The 16,314-nt window shown below is 38.9% G+C and carries 14 protein-coding genes; 5 read left to right on the plus strand and 9 right to left on the minus strand.

Annotated features, from left to right (window positions below):
• Positions 1-3 precede the first annotated feature (3 nt).
• Positions 4-1,629, minus strand: coding sequence for an alkaline phosphatase PafA (pafA, locus tag H7U17_RS06115; protein ID WP_186755785.1), 1,626 nt, complete (start codon positions 1,627-1,629; stop codon positions 4-6).
• Between the two features lie 185 nt (positions 1,630-1,814).
• Between pafA and H7U17_RS06120 the strand changes: the two genes are divergently transcribed.
• Positions 1,815-3,413 carry an aminopeptidase P N-terminal domain-containing protein gene (locus tag H7U17_RS06120; protein WP_230981287.1) on the plus strand — a complete coding sequence of 533 codons (1,599 nt, stop codon included), beginning with the start codon at positions 1,815-1,817 and terminating at the stop codon, positions 3,411-3,413.
• A gap of 72 nt (positions 3,414-3,485) precedes the next feature.
• Here H7U17_RS06120 and H7U17_RS06125 read toward each other — a convergent pair whose 3' ends face one another.
• Positions 3,486-4,133, minus strand: coding sequence for a carboxypeptidase-like regulatory domain-containing protein (locus H7U17_RS06125; RefSeq protein ID WP_222439152.1), 648 nt, complete (start codon positions 4,131-4,133; stop codon positions 3,486-3,488).
• A gap of 135 nt (positions 4,134-4,268) precedes the next feature.
• On the opposite strand from H7U17_RS06125, the gene H7U17_RS06130 reads away from it, so the two are divergent.
• The 4 genes from H7U17_RS06130 to H7U17_RS06145 all read left to right on the plus strand — a co-directional run bounded on the left by H7U17_RS06130 (position 4,269) and on the right by H7U17_RS06145 (position 7,750).
• Complete coding sequence (locus H7U17_RS06130) at positions 4,269-4,649, plus strand: ArsR/SmtB family transcription factor (protein ID WP_186755786.1); 381 nt, start codon at positions 4,269-4,271, stop codon at positions 4,647-4,649.
• Positions 4,650-4,660: 11 nt separating this feature from the next.
• Positions 4,661-5,356: a YjjG family noncanonical pyrimidine nucleotidase gene (locus H7U17_RS06135; RefSeq protein WP_186755787.1), complete on the plus strand. Its 696-nt coding sequence runs from the start codon at positions 4,661-4,663 to the stop codon at positions 5,354-5,356.
• Positions 5,357-5,436: 80 nt separating this feature from the next.
• Entirely contained in the window at positions 5,437-7,068 is a 1,632-nt protein-coding gene (pruA, locus tag H7U17_RS06140) for an L-glutamate gamma-semialdehyde dehydrogenase (RefSeq protein WP_186755788.1), read from the plus strand.
• Positions 7,069-7,183: 115 nt separating this feature from the next.
• Positions 7,184-7,750 carry a hypothetical protein gene (locus tag H7U17_RS06145; protein WP_186755789.1) on the plus strand — a complete coding sequence of 189 codons (567 nt, stop codon included), beginning with the start codon at positions 7,184-7,186 and terminating at the stop codon, positions 7,748-7,750.
• Positions 7,751-8,100: 350 nt separating this feature from the next.
• On the opposite strand, the gene H7U17_RS06150 is transcribed toward H7U17_RS06145, so the two are convergent.
• The 7 genes from H7U17_RS06150 to H7U17_RS06180 form a co-directional block, all read right to left on the minus strand.
• Complete coding sequence (locus H7U17_RS06150) at positions 8,101-8,715, minus strand: outer membrane beta-barrel protein (RefSeq protein ID WP_186756159.1); 615 nt, start codon at positions 8,713-8,715, stop codon at positions 8,101-8,103.
• 143 nt (positions 8,716-8,858) lie between these two features.
• Positions 8,859-9,062, minus strand: coding sequence for a hypothetical protein (locus H7U17_RS06155; protein ID WP_186755790.1), 204 nt, complete (start codon positions 9,060-9,062; stop codon positions 8,859-8,861).
• Positions 9,063-9,115: 53 nt separating this feature from the next.
• Positions 9,116-10,657 (minus strand): glutamate--tRNA ligase, encoded by a 1,542-nt coding sequence (gene gltX, locus H7U17_RS06160; RefSeq protein ID WP_186755791.1) that lies wholly within the window; start codon positions 10,655-10,657, stop codon positions 9,116-9,118.
• Positions 10,658-10,804: 147 nt separating this feature from the next.
• Positions 10,805-11,815 (minus strand): PorP/SprF family type IX secretion system membrane protein, encoded by a 1,011-nt coding sequence (locus tag H7U17_RS06165; protein ID WP_186755792.1) that lies wholly within the window; start codon positions 11,813-11,815, stop codon positions 10,805-10,807.
• A gap of 3 nt (positions 11,816-11,818) precedes the next feature.
• Positions 11,819-13,615 (minus strand): T9SS type B sorting domain-containing protein, encoded by a 1,797-nt coding sequence (locus H7U17_RS06170; RefSeq protein WP_186755793.1) that lies wholly within the window; start codon positions 13,613-13,615, stop codon positions 11,819-11,821.
• Between the two features lie 678 nt (positions 13,616-14,293).
• On the minus strand, positions 14,294-15,529 hold the full coding sequence (gene lysA, locus H7U17_RS06175; protein WP_186755794.1) for a diaminopimelate decarboxylase: 1,236 nt from the start codon (positions 15,527-15,529) through the stop codon (positions 14,294-14,296).
• A 109-nt stretch (positions 15,530-15,638) separates the two neighbouring features.
• Positions 15,639-16,253 (minus strand): hypothetical protein, encoded by a 615-nt coding sequence (locus tag H7U17_RS06180; RefSeq protein ID WP_186755795.1) that lies wholly within the window; start codon positions 16,251-16,253, stop codon positions 15,639-15,641.
• Positions 16,254-16,314 lie beyond the last annotated feature (61 nt).

The raw sequence follows: 16,314 nt of genomic DNA on the forward strand, positions 1-16,314 counted from the left end.
TTATTAATCAGTGATCTCTAAGATTGGTTCACCACTTGCTCCATTTGGAATTCTTATATTTAACAGCATGGACAATGTAGGTGCGATATCGGTAATTGTGCAATACCTAGAGCTGCTTCCTGCCTCAACATTCCATCCGTAGAATAAGATCGGTACATGAGTGTCATACTTATAGCCTGTTCCATGGGTGGTTCCTCTTGAAGAGTTAACCAGCCATGCAGGTTCTAAAATCAATAGTACATCACCTGAGGCTTTGTGGTTGAAGCCCATTTGAAGTAAGTGAGCTCTGCCTTGGGTATATTCCTGGCTCATCATATCAGAAGCAGTATATGCTTCTTTAATGCCATCGAATCGTAGCATAAAATCAGCTATTTCTCTTTGGACTTTTGCCAAATCCAATCCTTTTTCCTTGATTAATTTCCTGTTTAGGAAGATCTGTTCATTTGAAGTGTTTAGGATCCAGTTTCCTTCACCGTATTTTTGGTTGGTAAAGCCTTTAAGTTGGGTGTTGGCAAAGCCTGAGTTAAAACTATCAGCGGGAATATTGATGCTTTTCATATAATTAACTACATCTGCAACTGCATGGTCTGCAGTAAGAAACACCAAATATTCTCCTTTACCATATTCTTTATCCAGATAGGAAAAGAATTTATCCAACCCTTGGTCCAATCTTAAATAGGTGTCTTCAATTTCTTTGGAGGCAGGACCAAATCGATGTCCGACATAATCCGTAGAAGAGAAACTGACTGCTAAAAAGTCTGTTTCATCACCTTTTCCAAGGTCCTCGCCTTCAAGGGCAGCATAAGCAAGATCTAAGGTAAGGTCGTTTCCAAAAGGAGTAGAAGATATTAAGCCGAGACCGCCGTTGTTTTCTTGAAGGTCTTTTAGGTCATACGGAAAGTTTGTAGTTTCTCTTCCAATAAAAGGTGCCTCGAAGTCATTGTCATCCTCAATGCTCTGGGTGTATGTTTTGATATTATAAAGCGGTTTCCAGTCCTTTGAAAGGTATTTTTGAGGATATTTTTTCTTGTTGAATTTTTGTACCCAGTCAGGAAGCTCGTCACCATAATAGGTAGAGCTCATAAATTCACCACTTTTGCCGTCATACCAATATGCATCTCCCAAATGGCCAGCGGGCAAGGCTGCTCCACGGTCTTTGAGGGCAATGCCTACTACTTTAGAACGATGATTAGTGGATAAGCGAAGTTCATCTGTAATGGTGGTGGTCAGTAGATTTCTTGGTGAAATATTGCCTTTAGAAGCTGTTCCACCAATACCTGTAACTGTACTGTCGCTGGCGCAATATATACTACGATCCATACTTCTTACATACCAGTTGTTACTGATGATGCCGTGTGTAGCAGGAGTTGTTCCAGTGTAGACTGACGAATGTCCAGGCCCAGTGTAAGTAGGGATATAGTTATAATGGCCGTTTTTCATCATGAATCCTTCATGCATCAAGCGCTTGAAGCCTCCTTCAGTATATCGGTCATGGAACTTATGTAAATATTCGTAGCGCATTTGATCCACTACAATGCCCACTACTAATTTTGGTTTTTTGGAATTTTGAGCGAATCCCACGGATAAGCAAGCCAACAAAATTAAACTGGCTAGAACAATCTTTTTCATCAGGTTTATAGCTTTTTATGAATGAAACAAATATAGGGAATATGGTGGTTTCTGATAAATAAAATTGGACAAGTGGTGGAAGGAATTATAAAAATTCCATAAAGGCAGACTTGATTTTCTGTCATTTATGTAAAATCCATTGTAATTTTAATCCGCTATATTCACATTTGAAACAAAAATCGTATATGAGTAATAAAATAATACTGTTGGCAATTTTAGCTTGCCTGGGAATGAGCACGGTTAAGGCTCAGTCTTATTTTGATGATGGTCTTGACAAAAATTTTCATAAAGGGAGGAGAGAAGCACTGAGGGCTATGCTTCCTGAAAATTCAGCTGCTGTGGTATTTACCGCTGCTGTGAAGAACAGGTCGAATGATGTGGATTTTATCTATCATCCCAATACTGATTTTTTCTATTTAACCGGATATAGAGAGCCGAATGCCGTATTGGTTATTTTCAGTGAGCCTAAACTGGTAGGTGGTGAAATGGCAAAGGAGGTCATTTACGTTCAGGAGCGAGATGAAAATGCAGAAATGTGGAATGGCAAAAGGCTTGGTGTTGAGGGAGTAAAAGAAAAATTAGGTTTTGACCATGTGTTTTTGAATTCCCAGTTTTCTGCGGAGGCTAAGGTTAATTTTGATGAGCTCGATAAGGTCATGACCTTTAATCTTAAAGGGATTGAAGAAAGCAATGCCAATAAAGATATGATAGCACTTCAAGGAGATTTTAAGGCTGCTAGCAATTATCCAAAACAGATTTCTAAAGTTACTAATCAAATGTATGACCTGATCAAAGCTACTGATTTGGAAAATTCTGCAAATGTTGCCCAGGTCATCGGTAGATATAGGAAATATTATCCAGAAGTGGAGAACGATGCATTGCTGAATGCTTTTGCAGATGCCGAAACCGCTGAAAAACGAATGGAAATTGCTAAAAATCTACCTGAAACCAAAGTGGATGTAGCTGCTTTACCGCAGATGATGACTGAGTTAAGGGGAGTAAAGACCCCTGAAGAAATTCAAATGTTGAAAAAAGCTATCCGCATTTCTGCAATTGGTCAAGTGGAAGTAATGAAGGCTTTAAAGCCGGGTATTTCAGAGAGGGAAGTTCAAGGAATCCATGAATTTGTATATAAGCGTTACGGTGCAGAGGCTGTTGGTTATCCTTCTATTGTAGGGGCTGGTCAGAATGGATGTATTCTTCATTATATTTCCAATGATTTGAGAGATCCGCAGAAAAGATTGATGTTAATGGATCTTGGTGCTGAATGGCGGGGATACACAGCAGATGTGACCAGGACAATTCCTATTTCAGGGAAATTTACAAAAGAGGAAAAGGCCATTTATGATCTGGTTTACCGCGCTCAAGAAGAGGCTATGGCCGTTTGTAAGCCGGGTACAGAATTTGGTGAGGTCAATAAAGTGGCTCAAAGGATCATTAATGAAGGTCTCGCAGAATTGGGAATTATCGTGAGAGGGCAGCGTCACCGTTATTTTCCTCATGGTACCAGCCATCATTTAGGTCTGGATGTACATGACAGAGGGGCCTATGGTCCGTTGAAGGAAGGGATGGTCTTGACGGTAGAACCAGGAATTTATATTCCAGAAGGAAGTGACTGTGATGAAAAATGGTGGAATATTGCTGTTAGGATTGAAGATGATGTTTTGATTACCCAAGATGGTTTTGTTAACCTTTCTGCAGATGCACCAAGAAGTAGCGAAGCAATTGAGGCAATGATGGAGAAACCAAGTGTTTTGGAAGATTGGGTATTGCCAGAATTATAAATGATTAAGAGATTTAATCCAAAAAACAAAAGGGGCTGTTTCGATAGAAACAGCCCCTTTTGTTTATCAGGTTTAATCTTTACTCTTTAGATCGCCCCGCTTGATGGATTTTATGAAATTGGCCCAAGCGAAAGGATTAAGCAAAGGAAAGGATCTTGGACCATAGCGGTCTTGGATTTGCTGCATTTGTCCACTTTGGAAACTCCTGAAATTCTCATTAGCCGAGGATGGCATTTGTTCAGCCCATCTGAGCAACATTTGAGGGCTCAGATTACCTCTATCAAGTGGGATTTCATCAACAGTCATGGCCAGTACTGCCTGTTTAAACTCTTCCTCTGTTGGGTAGGGCATTACTTCTACTTCTCCCAAAGCTATTTCATCCTGAGCCATTGTTAAAATTAGACTGATTTTATCGTCTCCAACTGTATCTGGGACTTTAAAACTTTGGTTTTTTAAGCCTACGAAACTGAATACTACACTATCACCAGTAGCTACAGGCATAGAGAAATATCCGAAATTATTGGAACTGGTTCCTCTCCCTTTATTAGGCACATAAACATTAACTCCTGAAATGGCAGTTGTGCTATCTGCATTTAATATAATACCGGACAATTGTATAACTTTTTTATCCTGAGAATCTTGCGCATAAGAAGTGTTGATTCCTGCTATAAACAGAAAGAAAAACAAAAATAAAGGGAAGTATAAATTAGTGATTTTCAAAATAATGCTTTTTATAGAGAAACGTTCCTTAAGAAAATTGGTTTAAGTAATAGCCCTCAAATTCAACTGCTATAATAGGTTATTTTCACTGCATTTTCTTAATTTCAGGGTGGTTTTCTCGTTAAAAATTATTAAATGAGACTAAAAAATATCAGTTTAAATTATGGTATGCGGGTTTTTAAGGCGCTTTCTGAAGAACCCAGGGTGAGGATTATTCATCTATTGATCCAAAACAAGGAACTCTGTATTTCTGATTTGGAACATATTTTGGAATTTACCCAGACCAAGACCAGTAGGCATCTTGCCTATCTAAAAAATTCAGGTCTAGTTGGTAGCCGAAGGGTGGACCAGTGGACTTTTTATTATATTTTGGACGAAGCTATAGAGATTATCAATCAAATTTTTAAGTTCATTCAAAAAGATGTGAATTTGATCCGAGACCAAGAAATCTATGAAATTCTACTTTCTAATAGAGAGCTGGCCATCAATAAGATAGAAAATACTCCTTACCGTTAAAGTTATAAATTTTGAAAAAGTACCGTCACTTATTTTTCGATTTGGACCACACTTTGTGGGATTATGATCGAAATGTACAAGAGTCATTATCTGAATTATATGAGGTTTATTCGTTGGAAAATCTTGGAGTACCATCGAACCATGATTTTTACAAAGCCTTTATAAAGGTAAATCATGGTTTATGGGATAATTATGATAAGGGGAAAATTGATAAAATTACCCTTAGAAAGGAACGTTTCAGGAGAATTTTTGACCAGCTTGGTGCGCGTAAGGTAGAAGTACCAAAAGAGATGGAGGAAGATTTTATGCATCGTACTTCCACGAAACCGCATCTGTTTCCGTATTCAAAGGAAATTCTGGAATACTTAAATGAGAAATATGATTTGCATATTATCACAAATGGATTTGATGAAAGTCAAGCCAAGAAAATAGCTTCATCAGGAATTAATAATTATTTCAAGCTGGTGGTTACCTCTGAAACAACAGGGCATAAAAAGCCTGATAAACGGATTTTTGAATATGCAATGAGGCAACTTAAGACTAATGCTGAAGAGTGTTTGATGATAGGTGATAATCCTAGATCTGATGTGGAAGGAGCTAAAAGAGCTTCGATTGACCAAGTTTATTTTAACCCCATGGGATTGGATATGGCCGTTGAGGCAACCTATACAATTCAAGGATTCAAAGAATTAGAGAAAATTCTTTAGCAGTGAGGTTATCCTTTTGCATAGAATTTAAGTCCGAAATTTTATCTTTGTATCAATCAGAATAAAAAACTCAAATTATTATGTTAAAAGGTTTCTTCAACATACCGGAACCGAAAAATGAACCGGTATTTGATTATGCTCCTGGCTCTCCAGAAAGGGCTAAGTTACAGGAAGCAATCAGGGAGGCTCGCGCAATGCAAGTGGATATACCAATGCACATTGGTAGCGAGGAAGTAAGGACAGGCAATAAACTGCCACTTTCTCCTCCTCATGACCATCAGCACATCCTTGGATATTTTCACGAAGGTGATAAATCTCATGTTGAGCAGGCTATCAATGCTGCTTTAGGGGCAAAAGAAGCATGGGAAACCATGGAATGGGAGCAGAGGGCTGCTATTTTCTTAAAAGCTGCTGATTTGATCGCCGGTCCTTATAGGTATAAGATGAATGCTGCCACGATGTTGGGGCAATCAAAAAATGCCTATCAAGCGGAAATAGATTCAGCTTGTGAAATTGTAGACTTCTTGAAGTTCAATGTCAAGTACATGACAGAGATTTATTCCCAACAGCCTCCAATTTCCGGAAATGGCGTTTGGAATAGGACTGAGCAACGTCCATTAGAGGGCTTTATCTTTGCCTTAACTCCTTTTAACTTTACGGCTATTGCTGGTAACTTGCCTACCGCTCCAGCTATGATGGGGAATACAGTAGTTTGGAAGCCAGCTTACACTCAGATTTATGCTGCTCAGGTGTTAATGGAGGTGTTCAAAGAAGCAGGAGTGCCTGATGGTGTGATCAACTTGATCTATGTGGATGGACCAGCTACCGGTGAAGTAGTGTTCAATCACCCTGACTTTGCGGGTATTCACTTTACAGGTTCTACGGCCGTATTCCAGACAATTTGGAAAACTATCGGTGAAAATATCACCAAATATAAATCATATCCTAGAATCGTTGGTGAAACAGGTGGTAAGGACTTTATGATTGCTCACAAATCAGCTGATGCGAAGCAATTTGCTACTGGTTTGGTGAGAGGTGCATTTGAATTCCAAGGCCAGAAGTGTTCTGCCGCTTCCCGTGCTTACGTTCCTTCTAACCTTTGGGAAGATGTGAAGAAGTACATGGTGGAAGATCTCGCAAGCATTAAAATGGGCGGAACTGAGGACTTCAGCAATTTTGTCAATGCAGTAATCGATGAAAAAGCATTTGACAGGATTACCAAATATATCGATAATGCCAAAGCAGATGGTTTAGAGGTAATCGCTGGGGGTAATTATGATAAATCAAAAGGATATTTTGTTGAGCCAACAGTATTGTTGACCAAGGATCCTATGTACACGACCATGTGCGAGGAGATATTTGGTCCAGTATTGACCATATATGTATATGAAGAAAATAATTTTGAAGCTACCCTTGAGTTGGTAGATCAGACTTCACCATATGCGCTAACAGGTGCTATATTCTCTCAGGACAGGTATGCTGCTCAGTTGGCAACCCAGAAATTGAGAAATGCGGCTGGTAACTTCTATATCAATGACAAGTGTACAGGAGCAGTAGTTGGACAACAGCCATTTGGTGGAGCCAGGGCCTCAGGTACCAATGACAAAGCAGGTGCCATGATCAATATGTTGAGATGGGTATCACCAAGAACTATCAAAGAAACATTTGTAACTCCTACGGATTACAGATATCCTTTCTTAGGGGAGGATTAAATATAATTGATTCGTATAAGATCAACTTAAACCATTCACTAATGTGGATGGTTTTTTCTTTTGCTTTAATTAGCTTTGCATTTTTAGTGCTTTTTGAAATATAATTGATTTAAAAATGAGCAAGTTTTATTTGACTGTTTTTCTGGTCGGGATGTTTTTTTTAGCAAAGGCCCAAAATAGAAGTGAAGTTGAAAAATCAGTAATAGGAATTCAAACAGGGTATTTAGGGGCTTGGGCACATCATGAAGCTAAGCTGGCAAATAAAATAGCCTTACGGACAGAAGTAGGTCTTTTAGGAGATTTGATTGGAGGGAATTACTGGAACGATGCCGGGAGTATTTGGACACCGGTTTTAAGTTTGGAACCTCGTTGGTATTATAATATCAGCAAAAGGGCTTCAAGATTAAAGAAAACCAAAGGAAACAGTGCCAATTTCCTTTCTATAAATGGCAGTTTTTATCCAGATTGGTTTGTTCTTTCCAAATATGATAAAATTCAAATGGTCAATCAGATTTCAATTGTCCCAACCTGGGGTATAAGAAGAGTAGTTTGGTCTCATTTTACGGTTGAGGCAGGAATTGGTATTGGATATCGATATGTCTTTGCTAAAAATGCGGGATATCCGGAGAATAATGGAGAACTGGCAGGTAATCTACACCTTCGATTTGGGTATATTTTTTGATGAGGTACACTGGCTAGAAATAGCTTTATGGAAGATTTTATTAGGCTCTTTATAAATAGTATGGTTCAACCTTAAGAAGGAAAACCATTTTAGCAAGCCTGTCGGAGGCGACCTCAAGTGTATCTGCAAATCCGCCTCACAGATATTGAGCGTTAAGAAATTAAAGAAGTGGGTAAGCAATAAGGCAGGTTTGCCTGCCTGTTCGGCGAGGCAGGTTTAGTTACTTTTTTCACCTGTAGGAAAAAAGTAACAAATGGGGTGAGGTGAAAGTCACATTGAAATTTAGCAAACAAAGTAAAAGTTACCCAGAGTAAATCATATAATACTTTTATTTCTATTGCTTCTAGAAGTTATTTCCTCTTGGCCACTTGGAAAAGGTAGGCGATGGTGAATTCTATATTGGTACCAGTCATATCAAAAATCCTGTCTTGACTTTCTGGACGACCAAATTCATAAGATGCGCGGACGTCTGCTGCTATGGTACTTATACCAAAAACTTTGGAAATTCCTGCTCCAGCGGTGAGGCCATAAATCAGTTTTTTTGGATCATCGCCTTCCTGTCCATAAGTAGGCAGAATCGGAATCTCTTCATTTGGAGCTTCAAATTCCCTTTTGACGTCTGTGGCTTTGAGGAGTCTGCCGAAATGAGGTCCCATTTTTATATGAAAACGGCCAGATCTTCCAAAGTAAAAATTGGCCAAAACAGGCATTTTGAAATAATCAAAATGGGTTTCATTGGTGGCAGTCTCATCCTCATTGTATTCTATGAAACCTGTAGTAACCTTTTGAAAACTTACTTCTATACCCGCATGATCCTTATAGAAGTGTTCAAAGACAAAGGCAAAGGTTGGTTGGTTTTTTACTCCATGTACCTTGATTTTGGGTAGAGAGGCTAGGGATCGGTAAGTCATTCCTGAATAACTAAGTCCGCCCCTGATTCCGATATTGGTCTGTGCCGACACCATATTACTGCTGCTAATCAATAATACAAGGCTTAACACAATGCCTGAAATCCAAAAGAAATATTTATTAGATATAGGGTTCAAAGTAACGAAATTGAAGACTGTTGGGTAAATTAAAAAGAGAAAGAATAGTTCACCGTAGCGAACTATTCTTTTTTAGGTTTTTTGACCTCGTCCAAATCGTCCCGGTCTTTGAGTTTTTTATCTTCTACATTTTTGTTCAGAAACTCATTGATTTTGTCAATGGAAAAAGAACTTGAGATTTCCCCAAATGAATTGATATTCATCTTAAAGCCTTCCAGTTCTGGGTTTACTTTAGGGTTTTCCTCCTTTTTAGGTTTTTTAGCCATGACTTTCCTTTCTTTTTTAACCAGTGTTTATCATTACGCTGGTTGTGAGTGAATTATTTTGCTTTTACTTCTATTGTATTTAACGCAAAATCAATCCTTTTGATTAGTTCATCCTTTCCGATGATCACAAATACCTCCATAAGGTCAGGTCCTGCACCTACTCCAGTAATGGCTAATCTTACCGCTTGCATTACTTTACCCAATTTGATTTCATTGGTTTCGGCTGCTTTTTCCAATAAGGACTTAGCACTTTCAGGAGTGAATTCACCTTCAAATTTGCTTAATTCCTCTTTATAAGTTCCTAATACCTTCACCGCATTTTCATTCCATTTTTTGCCAGCTACTTTTTCATCAAAAGATTCAGGAGCAATCAATAGGAAGCGGCCTTCTTTCCATAAATCTGCAGGGAAAGTGGCTCTCTCTTTCATGATATTAACAATTCTTTCAGCTTTTGACTGAAGAATCTCAATACCTTCTTTTTTAAGATCTTCCATCAAGTATTCTGCTAGCTCTTGGTTGGTTTTTGCTTTTAGGTATTGTTCGTTATACCATTTGGCTTTGTTGATGTCAAATTTGGTGCCCGATTTACCGATTCTTTCTACTGTGAAAGCTTCAATCAGTTCTTCCAGATTAAATATTTCTCTGTGATCACCAGGGTTCCATCCCAAGAAAGCCAAGAAATTGATGAAGGCATCAGGAAGGTAGCCGGCATCCTTGAAACCAGGAGAAAGTTCGTTGGTTCTTGGGTCTGTCCAATCCATAGGGAAAATTGGGAAGCCATGCTTGTCAGCATCTCTTTTGGATAATTTGCCATTGCCATCAGGTTTTAATAATAATGGTAAGTGAGCAAATTGCGGCATACTGTCTTCCCATCCCAAATAACGGTAAAGCAAGACATGTATAGGTGCTGAAGGTAACCATTCCTCACCACGGATCACATGTGAAACGCCCATCAAATGGTCATCCACAATATTGGCAAGGTGGTAAGTAGGCATCCCGTCAGATTTCATCAGAACTTTGTCATCTAATGTGTTTGAATGAACCATGACCCAACCACGGATCATGTCGTTTAATCTGATTTCTTCCTTTCTTGGGACTTTAAGTCGGATGACATAAGGTTCTCCTGAGGCCAGTTTTTCTTTTACCTCATCCTCAGGAAGGGTGAGGGAATTTTTCATCTGGGTTCTGGTAATGGCATTGTACTGAGGAGAGACTACCCTAGCAGCAGTAAGTCTTTCTCTCATGGCATCCAGTTCCTCAGCCGTATCAAAGGCATAGTACGCATAGCCTTTTTCCACTAAATCCATGGCATATTGCATGTAAAGTGGTTTTCTTTCAGATTGGCGGTAAGGGCCATTGGGGCCGTCTACCCATGGGCTTTCATCCGGTGTAATGCCGATCCATTCCAGAGCAGATTTGATGTATTCTTCAGCGCCCGGTACATAACGGGTCTGGTCAGTATCTTCTATCCTCAACAAAAATTTGCCATTGTGTTTTTTGGCAAAAAGGTAGTTGTATAGGGCGGTGCGGACACCTCCAATATGTAGGGCTCCTGTTGGAGATGGGGCAAAACGTACGCGTACTTCTTTCGTCATCTTATTGATATTTTTCCTTTTTCTAAGGTAAAACCTTTTAAGAGAATAATCTCTAATGAATTAAAGGGCAAAGATACAAAAAAGATGGAGAAGGATGTGCAGATATCTCCCTCAATCTATTGCTTGGCCAATAGGTAATGCCCTGTTTTAGTATTTAAAACAGGGCATAGAACTTTCTCTGCCTCTTAAACGGGAATCTCCAGCGAAAAAGGAAAATCTAAGGGATATTTCATGTGCTCCACCGGAAAGGGCATTACCCATTTTTGATAGGGTATAATCATAACTGTACCCAATGTCAATACCGTTGTCAAAAGAGAATCCAAAAAGCCCAATGAGGGATTCATGGTTAGGGGTTTCTTGTTTGGCTACTGGAATTCCTCTGTACCATAGGCCAAGAACCACTGGGCTGAGGTCAAGTTGTGTTCCGAGGTCTAATTGCTGGAATTGCCCTTGTGTTTTGTAATTGAAGGCAAAGGTGATGCTTCTATCATTGATGGTACTCATGCCGGCTCCCAGAAGATCAACTTTAACTCCGCCATGGGCTGATAATTTCATGGGAAGCTCGCTAAGTTGATCTTCTAAAAAGCTGGTATTGGGAGTGGTTAAGTGGTGTCCTGAAATTCCAAGCCAAGCATTTTTATTATTATATAATAGGCCGAAGCTATAGTCCGCAAAACGGTGTTTGATATCGTTGCCTAGGTTTTCACCGCTGGGGCCGATGATTTGATCTGAGTTTACATCTAGTTGAGAGCCAAAAACAAGATTGCCAAAATAGGCGTCTCGGGACATATAGCTTACTTGTCCACCCATGCGCAAATAGCTTTCTGTTCCTAGTTGAAGTCTATAGGAATAAGAGGCGGCAATTTCTGTTGTACTCAGACTGGCAGCGCTTTGCTGGCTTTTATTCACCATAAGCCCAATGCCACTGTTGATATTGAACATATAGTGGTCTATATAGGCTGAATAGGAATTTACAGATTGGTTCAGTCCAGGCCATTGATTTCTGTAATTCACGCCAATTCTAGTCATTTCACCGGCACCGGTCATAGCCGGATTTAAATATATTGGGGCAGCATAGAATTGCGAATACTGGATATCCTGTGCCTTCAAGAGTAAGCAACTCATCCAAAATATACCAAACAGTAATGTCTTCTTCATCCTTTATCTGATAAGTGTAAATAATCCTCCTTCTTCGAATACGTTATTTTCCAAATCGTTAAATTGGACCTTATAGACATAATTGCCCGGTGGTAGGATGGCTCCTTTATAGCTGCCATCCCAGCCTTTGCCTTCTATCTTGGTTTGATGATAAATTAGTTCTCCCCAAGTATTAAATATGCTTAATTCTAGCTTGCTTATATTTTTCAGCTTTGGCATAAAATAGTCATTTAAGCCATCTCCATTGGGGCTGAATGCATTGGGTATTTTAATGCTTGAGCTATTGTCTTCCACTTCTATGGTATTGGTAAAAGTGGAGCTACATCCATAGAGATTATGTACCCTGAGCGTTACATCGTATTCTCCTTTTTTGACGAATTGATGTACAGGGTTGGGAGCTTCGCTGGTGCTGCCGTCTCCAAAGTCCCATTCCCAAGCAATTACTTCTTCAGGTGTATTGCTTTTAAATACTACTGGTTGTCGGGCAATTATGTCTTCACTGGTAGAGAATCCCTCCAATTCATAGGTGAAATTGGTTCTGGCAAGGTTAGAAGGAAAGTCTACTTTCGTTGAGCTATGAGTGATGCATCCTTTTGCATCGGTAATGGTCACGCTTATTTCCTGCGCTTGGTTAAATGAAATCTCGCTTTGATTTTCGATTCCGTTATGCCAAGCAATTTTGTATGGAGGAAGACCACCTTCGATATTCAACCAAGCTGTGCCCGTTGCTGTGCCGTTTCCGCAATCTACTTCCACCATAGAGAATAATTTGGCGTTCAAGAGGCTCGTTTCACTAAGCGTGATGCTTTTTTCGGTGATACAGCCATTGGCGTCATTAATGGAGGCAGTGTATGTTCCCGGTTTGAGCTGACTTCTTTCAAGGGTATTGTCATTGATGTCATTCCACTTAACTTTATAAGGGGCTGCACCACCCGTTATATCAAGGGAAATCCATCCATTATCAGCGCCGTTGCAGCCAATGTTTTGTTTTTGAACGGTTACCTGTAATTGAGCTGATTGTTGGATTTCAAAAGTTTTGATTACGCTACACCCTGTGGCGTCTAGGATTTCAACACTATATTCTCCACTGGAGAGCTGGTCCAAGCTGGCGGTCTTTGCTCCGTTTGACCATATATATTCGTAAGGGGCCTGTCCTCCTGAAATGTCTAGGGAGATAGCTCCCTTGTCGGTACTTCCGCAGCTGTTGTGTTGGATGGATTCATCTATTTGTATAGGGCTGCCCTTTTCTTCGATGGTGAAATAAAGTGTGGTGCTGCAATTGTACTTGTCAAAAATTTCAACTGAATATTCTCCGGCTTCTAAATTTTCTGCTTTGGTTTTGCCTTTTAGTCCATTGCTCCATTCATAACGGTAGGGCTCTCCTCTTCCTACTACTACTTTTATTTCTGCTGATCCATTAGCTACACCGCAAGTGGAGGCTTCAGTTTGAAGTAATTTTCCTAATAATGGATAAGGTGGCTGAATAAGAATTTCTTTGGTGAGTTCCTGTCCATTGGCATCAGTGATGATTACTGTATATTTCCCTGCGTTTAGGTTGTCTATTGATGAGGTGTATTTTTTAATGGATGGCCATTCATATTGATAGGGTGCTGCTCCTCCTTTAACATCTAGAATGATGTTTCCTTTTTCTTCGTATGAACATAGCGCAAGCTTTCCACTTACCTCTACGGCAAGAGCGGAAGAGGCAAAGGATTTACTGTTTATCCCTAAGCAAATGCTAAGGACAAAAGTATAGAGCCAAACAAGCCTAGACCCATGTGTGGATGGATTTTGGTGCATATGATTAACGTTGAAGAAAGAATAATTAATCCGGGTAGATTATAGCTGGTTATTTGCATTTCGAAACATAAAAAACGCCTTTCGGTATTTGAAATATTATTTTATGAATTTCATAAATAAATATTTGAAATTTGTTTATTTCAGTTTCTATTTATAATAAATGAAATAAAATGGTTAAAAACAAAATAAAGTATGGTCATGATTCGTTCTCGAGGTACTTTCTAAAAATTGAAAAACGAAAGAAAACGGAGTGAAAAGCAAAAAATAAGTTTTTAACAGCAAAAGAATTTATGCTATCTGTTCAGCGATTTTTTTTGTTATTGTTGAATATTTTTTTCAAAAAAAATTATTTTTCATGAAAATGTTGGTAAAAACCAATTGCCCAGAGAAAATTACTAGTGGGTAAAGTTTTGGCTATGAATATAAATTGATGTGGAATAATGGTGATTTGGTGTTCTGAAATTTTTGAAAAGGCAAATATTCAGTGTCTTACGGAAAATAATAGACTAGGCTTTGGTTTCAAAAAAATAAAAGCTCGGAGAGTTGGCTCCGAGCTTTTGAAATTATTACTACCAGGCTTGTGCAATGGTTTATACTCATCGCTAATTTAAATATATCCTGTTAATGCTCAAAGAATTATCAGTTATTAATTAGAGAATCAATTAATAAAGGCTAATTCTATCTGATATCGATGTCTATTTGATGTTTTAAAATATCCTCAAATGATTCTCTTTTTCTGATCAAGTGGGCTTTTCCGTCCAAAACTAATACTTCAGCAGGACGAAGACGGGAATTATAATTCGATGCCATGCTAAATCCATAAGCTCCAGCATTTTTGATGGCCAAGATATCCCCTTCCTTTACTTCTTTTAATTTTCTATCTGCTGCAATAGTATCTGTTTCGCAGATATACCCTACTATAGTATATACCCTATCCGGTCCGTTTAGTCTTGAGATATTTTCCACGCCATGGTAAGCATCATACATCATTGGTCGGATTAGGTGGTTAAGTCCTGAGTCGACTCCAATGAAGGTAGATGCAGGTGTGGATTTGATAACATTGGCGTTTACCAATAAGTATCCACACTCACTTACTAAGAATTTTCCAGGTTCGAACCATATTTCCAATTCTCTTCCATATTCATTGCAGAATTCTTTGAAAGCGGCAGAGACTTTTTTGCCCACATCCTGTATGTCCGTGGTGATATCAGCTTCTTTATAGCCGACTTTAAAGCCACCACCAAAATCCAAGAATTTCAAGTCTTTGAATTCCTTAGCAGCGTCAAATAAAATTTCAGCACCTTTTAGGAATACTTCAGCATCCAGAATATCGGACCCGGTATGTACGTGCAATCCAATAACCTGTAGGTTATGTACTTCTACAATCTTAAGCACATGCTTCAGTTGTAGAATGGAGATTCCGAATTTGCTATCAATATGTCCAACTGAGATTTTTGCATTTCCTCCTGCAAGAATATGTGGGTTGAGGCGAATACAAATAGGCACGGAATTACCATAATAAGTGCCAAAATGCTCCAGCATTGGGATATTGTCAATATTAATCATTACCCCAAGGTCTACTGCTTGCTGGATTTCATCAAAGGAAACACAGTTAGGTGTATACATGATCTCTTCAGGAGCAAATCCTACATGAAGACAAAGTTTTACTTCTTCAATGGAAACTGCATCCACACCAGTACCAGCCTTCTTCATCAACTTCAGGATATTGATGTTGGAAAGTGCCTTAGTAGCGTATTTAATCTTCAGGTTTACTGAGGAAAATGCACTTTTTAAAGCGGCTACTTGATCCAGTATTTTTTGTCCGTCATAGACGTATACTGGAGTGCCGTATTCTTTGGCGATGTCCAAAAGCGGAACACCCTGAATCTGATACTGTTCGTTGTTGATAGTCATGATACATGAATAATTAAGTGGGCAAAGATAGAAAAGGCAGGGCAACAAAAAAAGGAAGGCATTGCCTTCCTTTTTGAAATTTAATCCACTAACAAATAATTGGTGCTTATTAATTATTCTTTTTGGCAGCTTTTAGTTCTTTGATCAAATCCTCCAGCCTTTCAATGGTTTCATCCAGTTCGGAATCATCCATTTTGATCTGGCCATTTTCGTCTTTTTCGAAGGCAAAAACCTCTACTTTTTTATTATGACTAAATATTTTGGCGTTTCCACCTTCCATGCTCTCTGTGTCGAAGTGAAAATTGGGGTTGGGATATCCCACTTTTTTTTCAATGACTCTTACTTGTTTTCCATCCTCTCGGAGGATTTCCACATCGACATCATCATCTCTTTCTACCCAAGCCATATGTTTAGAAATTCCCAATCGTTTTTGATTCATTTTCATTGTCGACAGACTGATCTTTTTATCATCGATAGTGGTTTCCAAGACTAGCTTGTCATGTTGTCCTTTTGGAAGATCTAGCTTTAATTCCTTAAAGAAGGGATCTTTTTCCATGGTCGCTCGGCTGTCATAGGTCTTTGAAATATTTTCTTTTACTCCATCTTTTTCTGCACTAACGTTCAAGTAATATTTGGTTGGGTTTTCATCATTCTGGGCGATGGAAACAGAAGAGATGGCAAAGCAGCAAAAGACTGCCATGATCCAATTTAATTTCGTTTTCATAGTGATTTGGGTTTAAAGGGAACTTTGATTTAAAGGAATGAACTATCGATTAATTATGTAA

The sequence above is a fragment of the Echinicola salinicaeni genome, assembly GCF_014280965.1.
Taxonomy (GTDB): domain Bacteria; phylum Bacteroidota; class Bacteroidia; order Cytophagales; family Cyclobacteriaceae; genus Echinicola; species Echinicola salinicaeni.

Excerpts from the sequence above, each read along its gene's own strand:
- H7U17_RS06155 (WP_186755790.1), bottom strand. The coding sequence starts at position 9,062 with ATGGCTAAAAAACCTAAAAAGGAGGAAAACCCTAAAGTAAACCCAGAA.
- pruA (WP_186755788.1), top strand. The coding sequence starts at position 5,437 with ATGTTAAAAGGTTTCTTCAACATACCGGAACCGAAAAATGAACCGGTA.
- H7U17_RS06170 (WP_186755793.1), bottom strand. The coding sequence starts at position 13,615 with ATGCACCAAAATCCATCCACACATGGGTCTAGGCTTGTTTGGCTCTAT.
- pafA (WP_186755785.1), bottom strand. The coding sequence starts at position 1,629 with ATGAAAAAGATTGTTCTAGCCAGTTTAATTTTGTTGGCTTGCTTATCC.
- gltX (WP_186755791.1), bottom strand. The coding sequence starts at position 10,657 with ATGACGAAAGAAGTACGCGTACGTTTTGCCCCATCTCCAACAGGAGCC.
- H7U17_RS06130 (WP_186755786.1), top strand. The coding sequence starts at position 4,269 with ATGAGACTAAAAAATATCAGTTTAAATTATGGTATGCGGGTTTTTAAG.
- H7U17_RS06145 (WP_186755789.1), top strand. The coding sequence starts at position 7,184 with ATGAGCAAGTTTTATTTGACTGTTTTTCTGGTCGGGATGTTTTTTTTA.
- H7U17_RS06180 (WP_186755795.1), bottom strand. The coding sequence starts at position 16,253 with ATGAAAACGAAATTAAATTGGATCATGGCAGTCTTTTGCTGCTTTGCC.
- H7U17_RS06165 (WP_186755792.1), bottom strand. The coding sequence starts at position 11,815 with ATGAAGAAGACATTACTGTTTGGTATATTTTGGATGAGTTGCTTACTC.
- lysA (WP_186755794.1), bottom strand. The coding sequence starts at position 15,529 with ATGACTATCAACAACGAACAGTATCAGATTCAGGGTGTTCCGCTTTTG.
- H7U17_RS06120 (WP_230981287.1), top strand. The coding sequence starts at position 1,815 with ATGAGTAATAAAATAATACTGTTGGCAATTTTAGCTTGCCTGGGAATG.
- H7U17_RS06150 (WP_186756159.1), bottom strand. The coding sequence starts at position 8,715 with ATGGTGTCGGCACAGACCAATATCGGAATCAGGGGCGGACTTAGTTAT.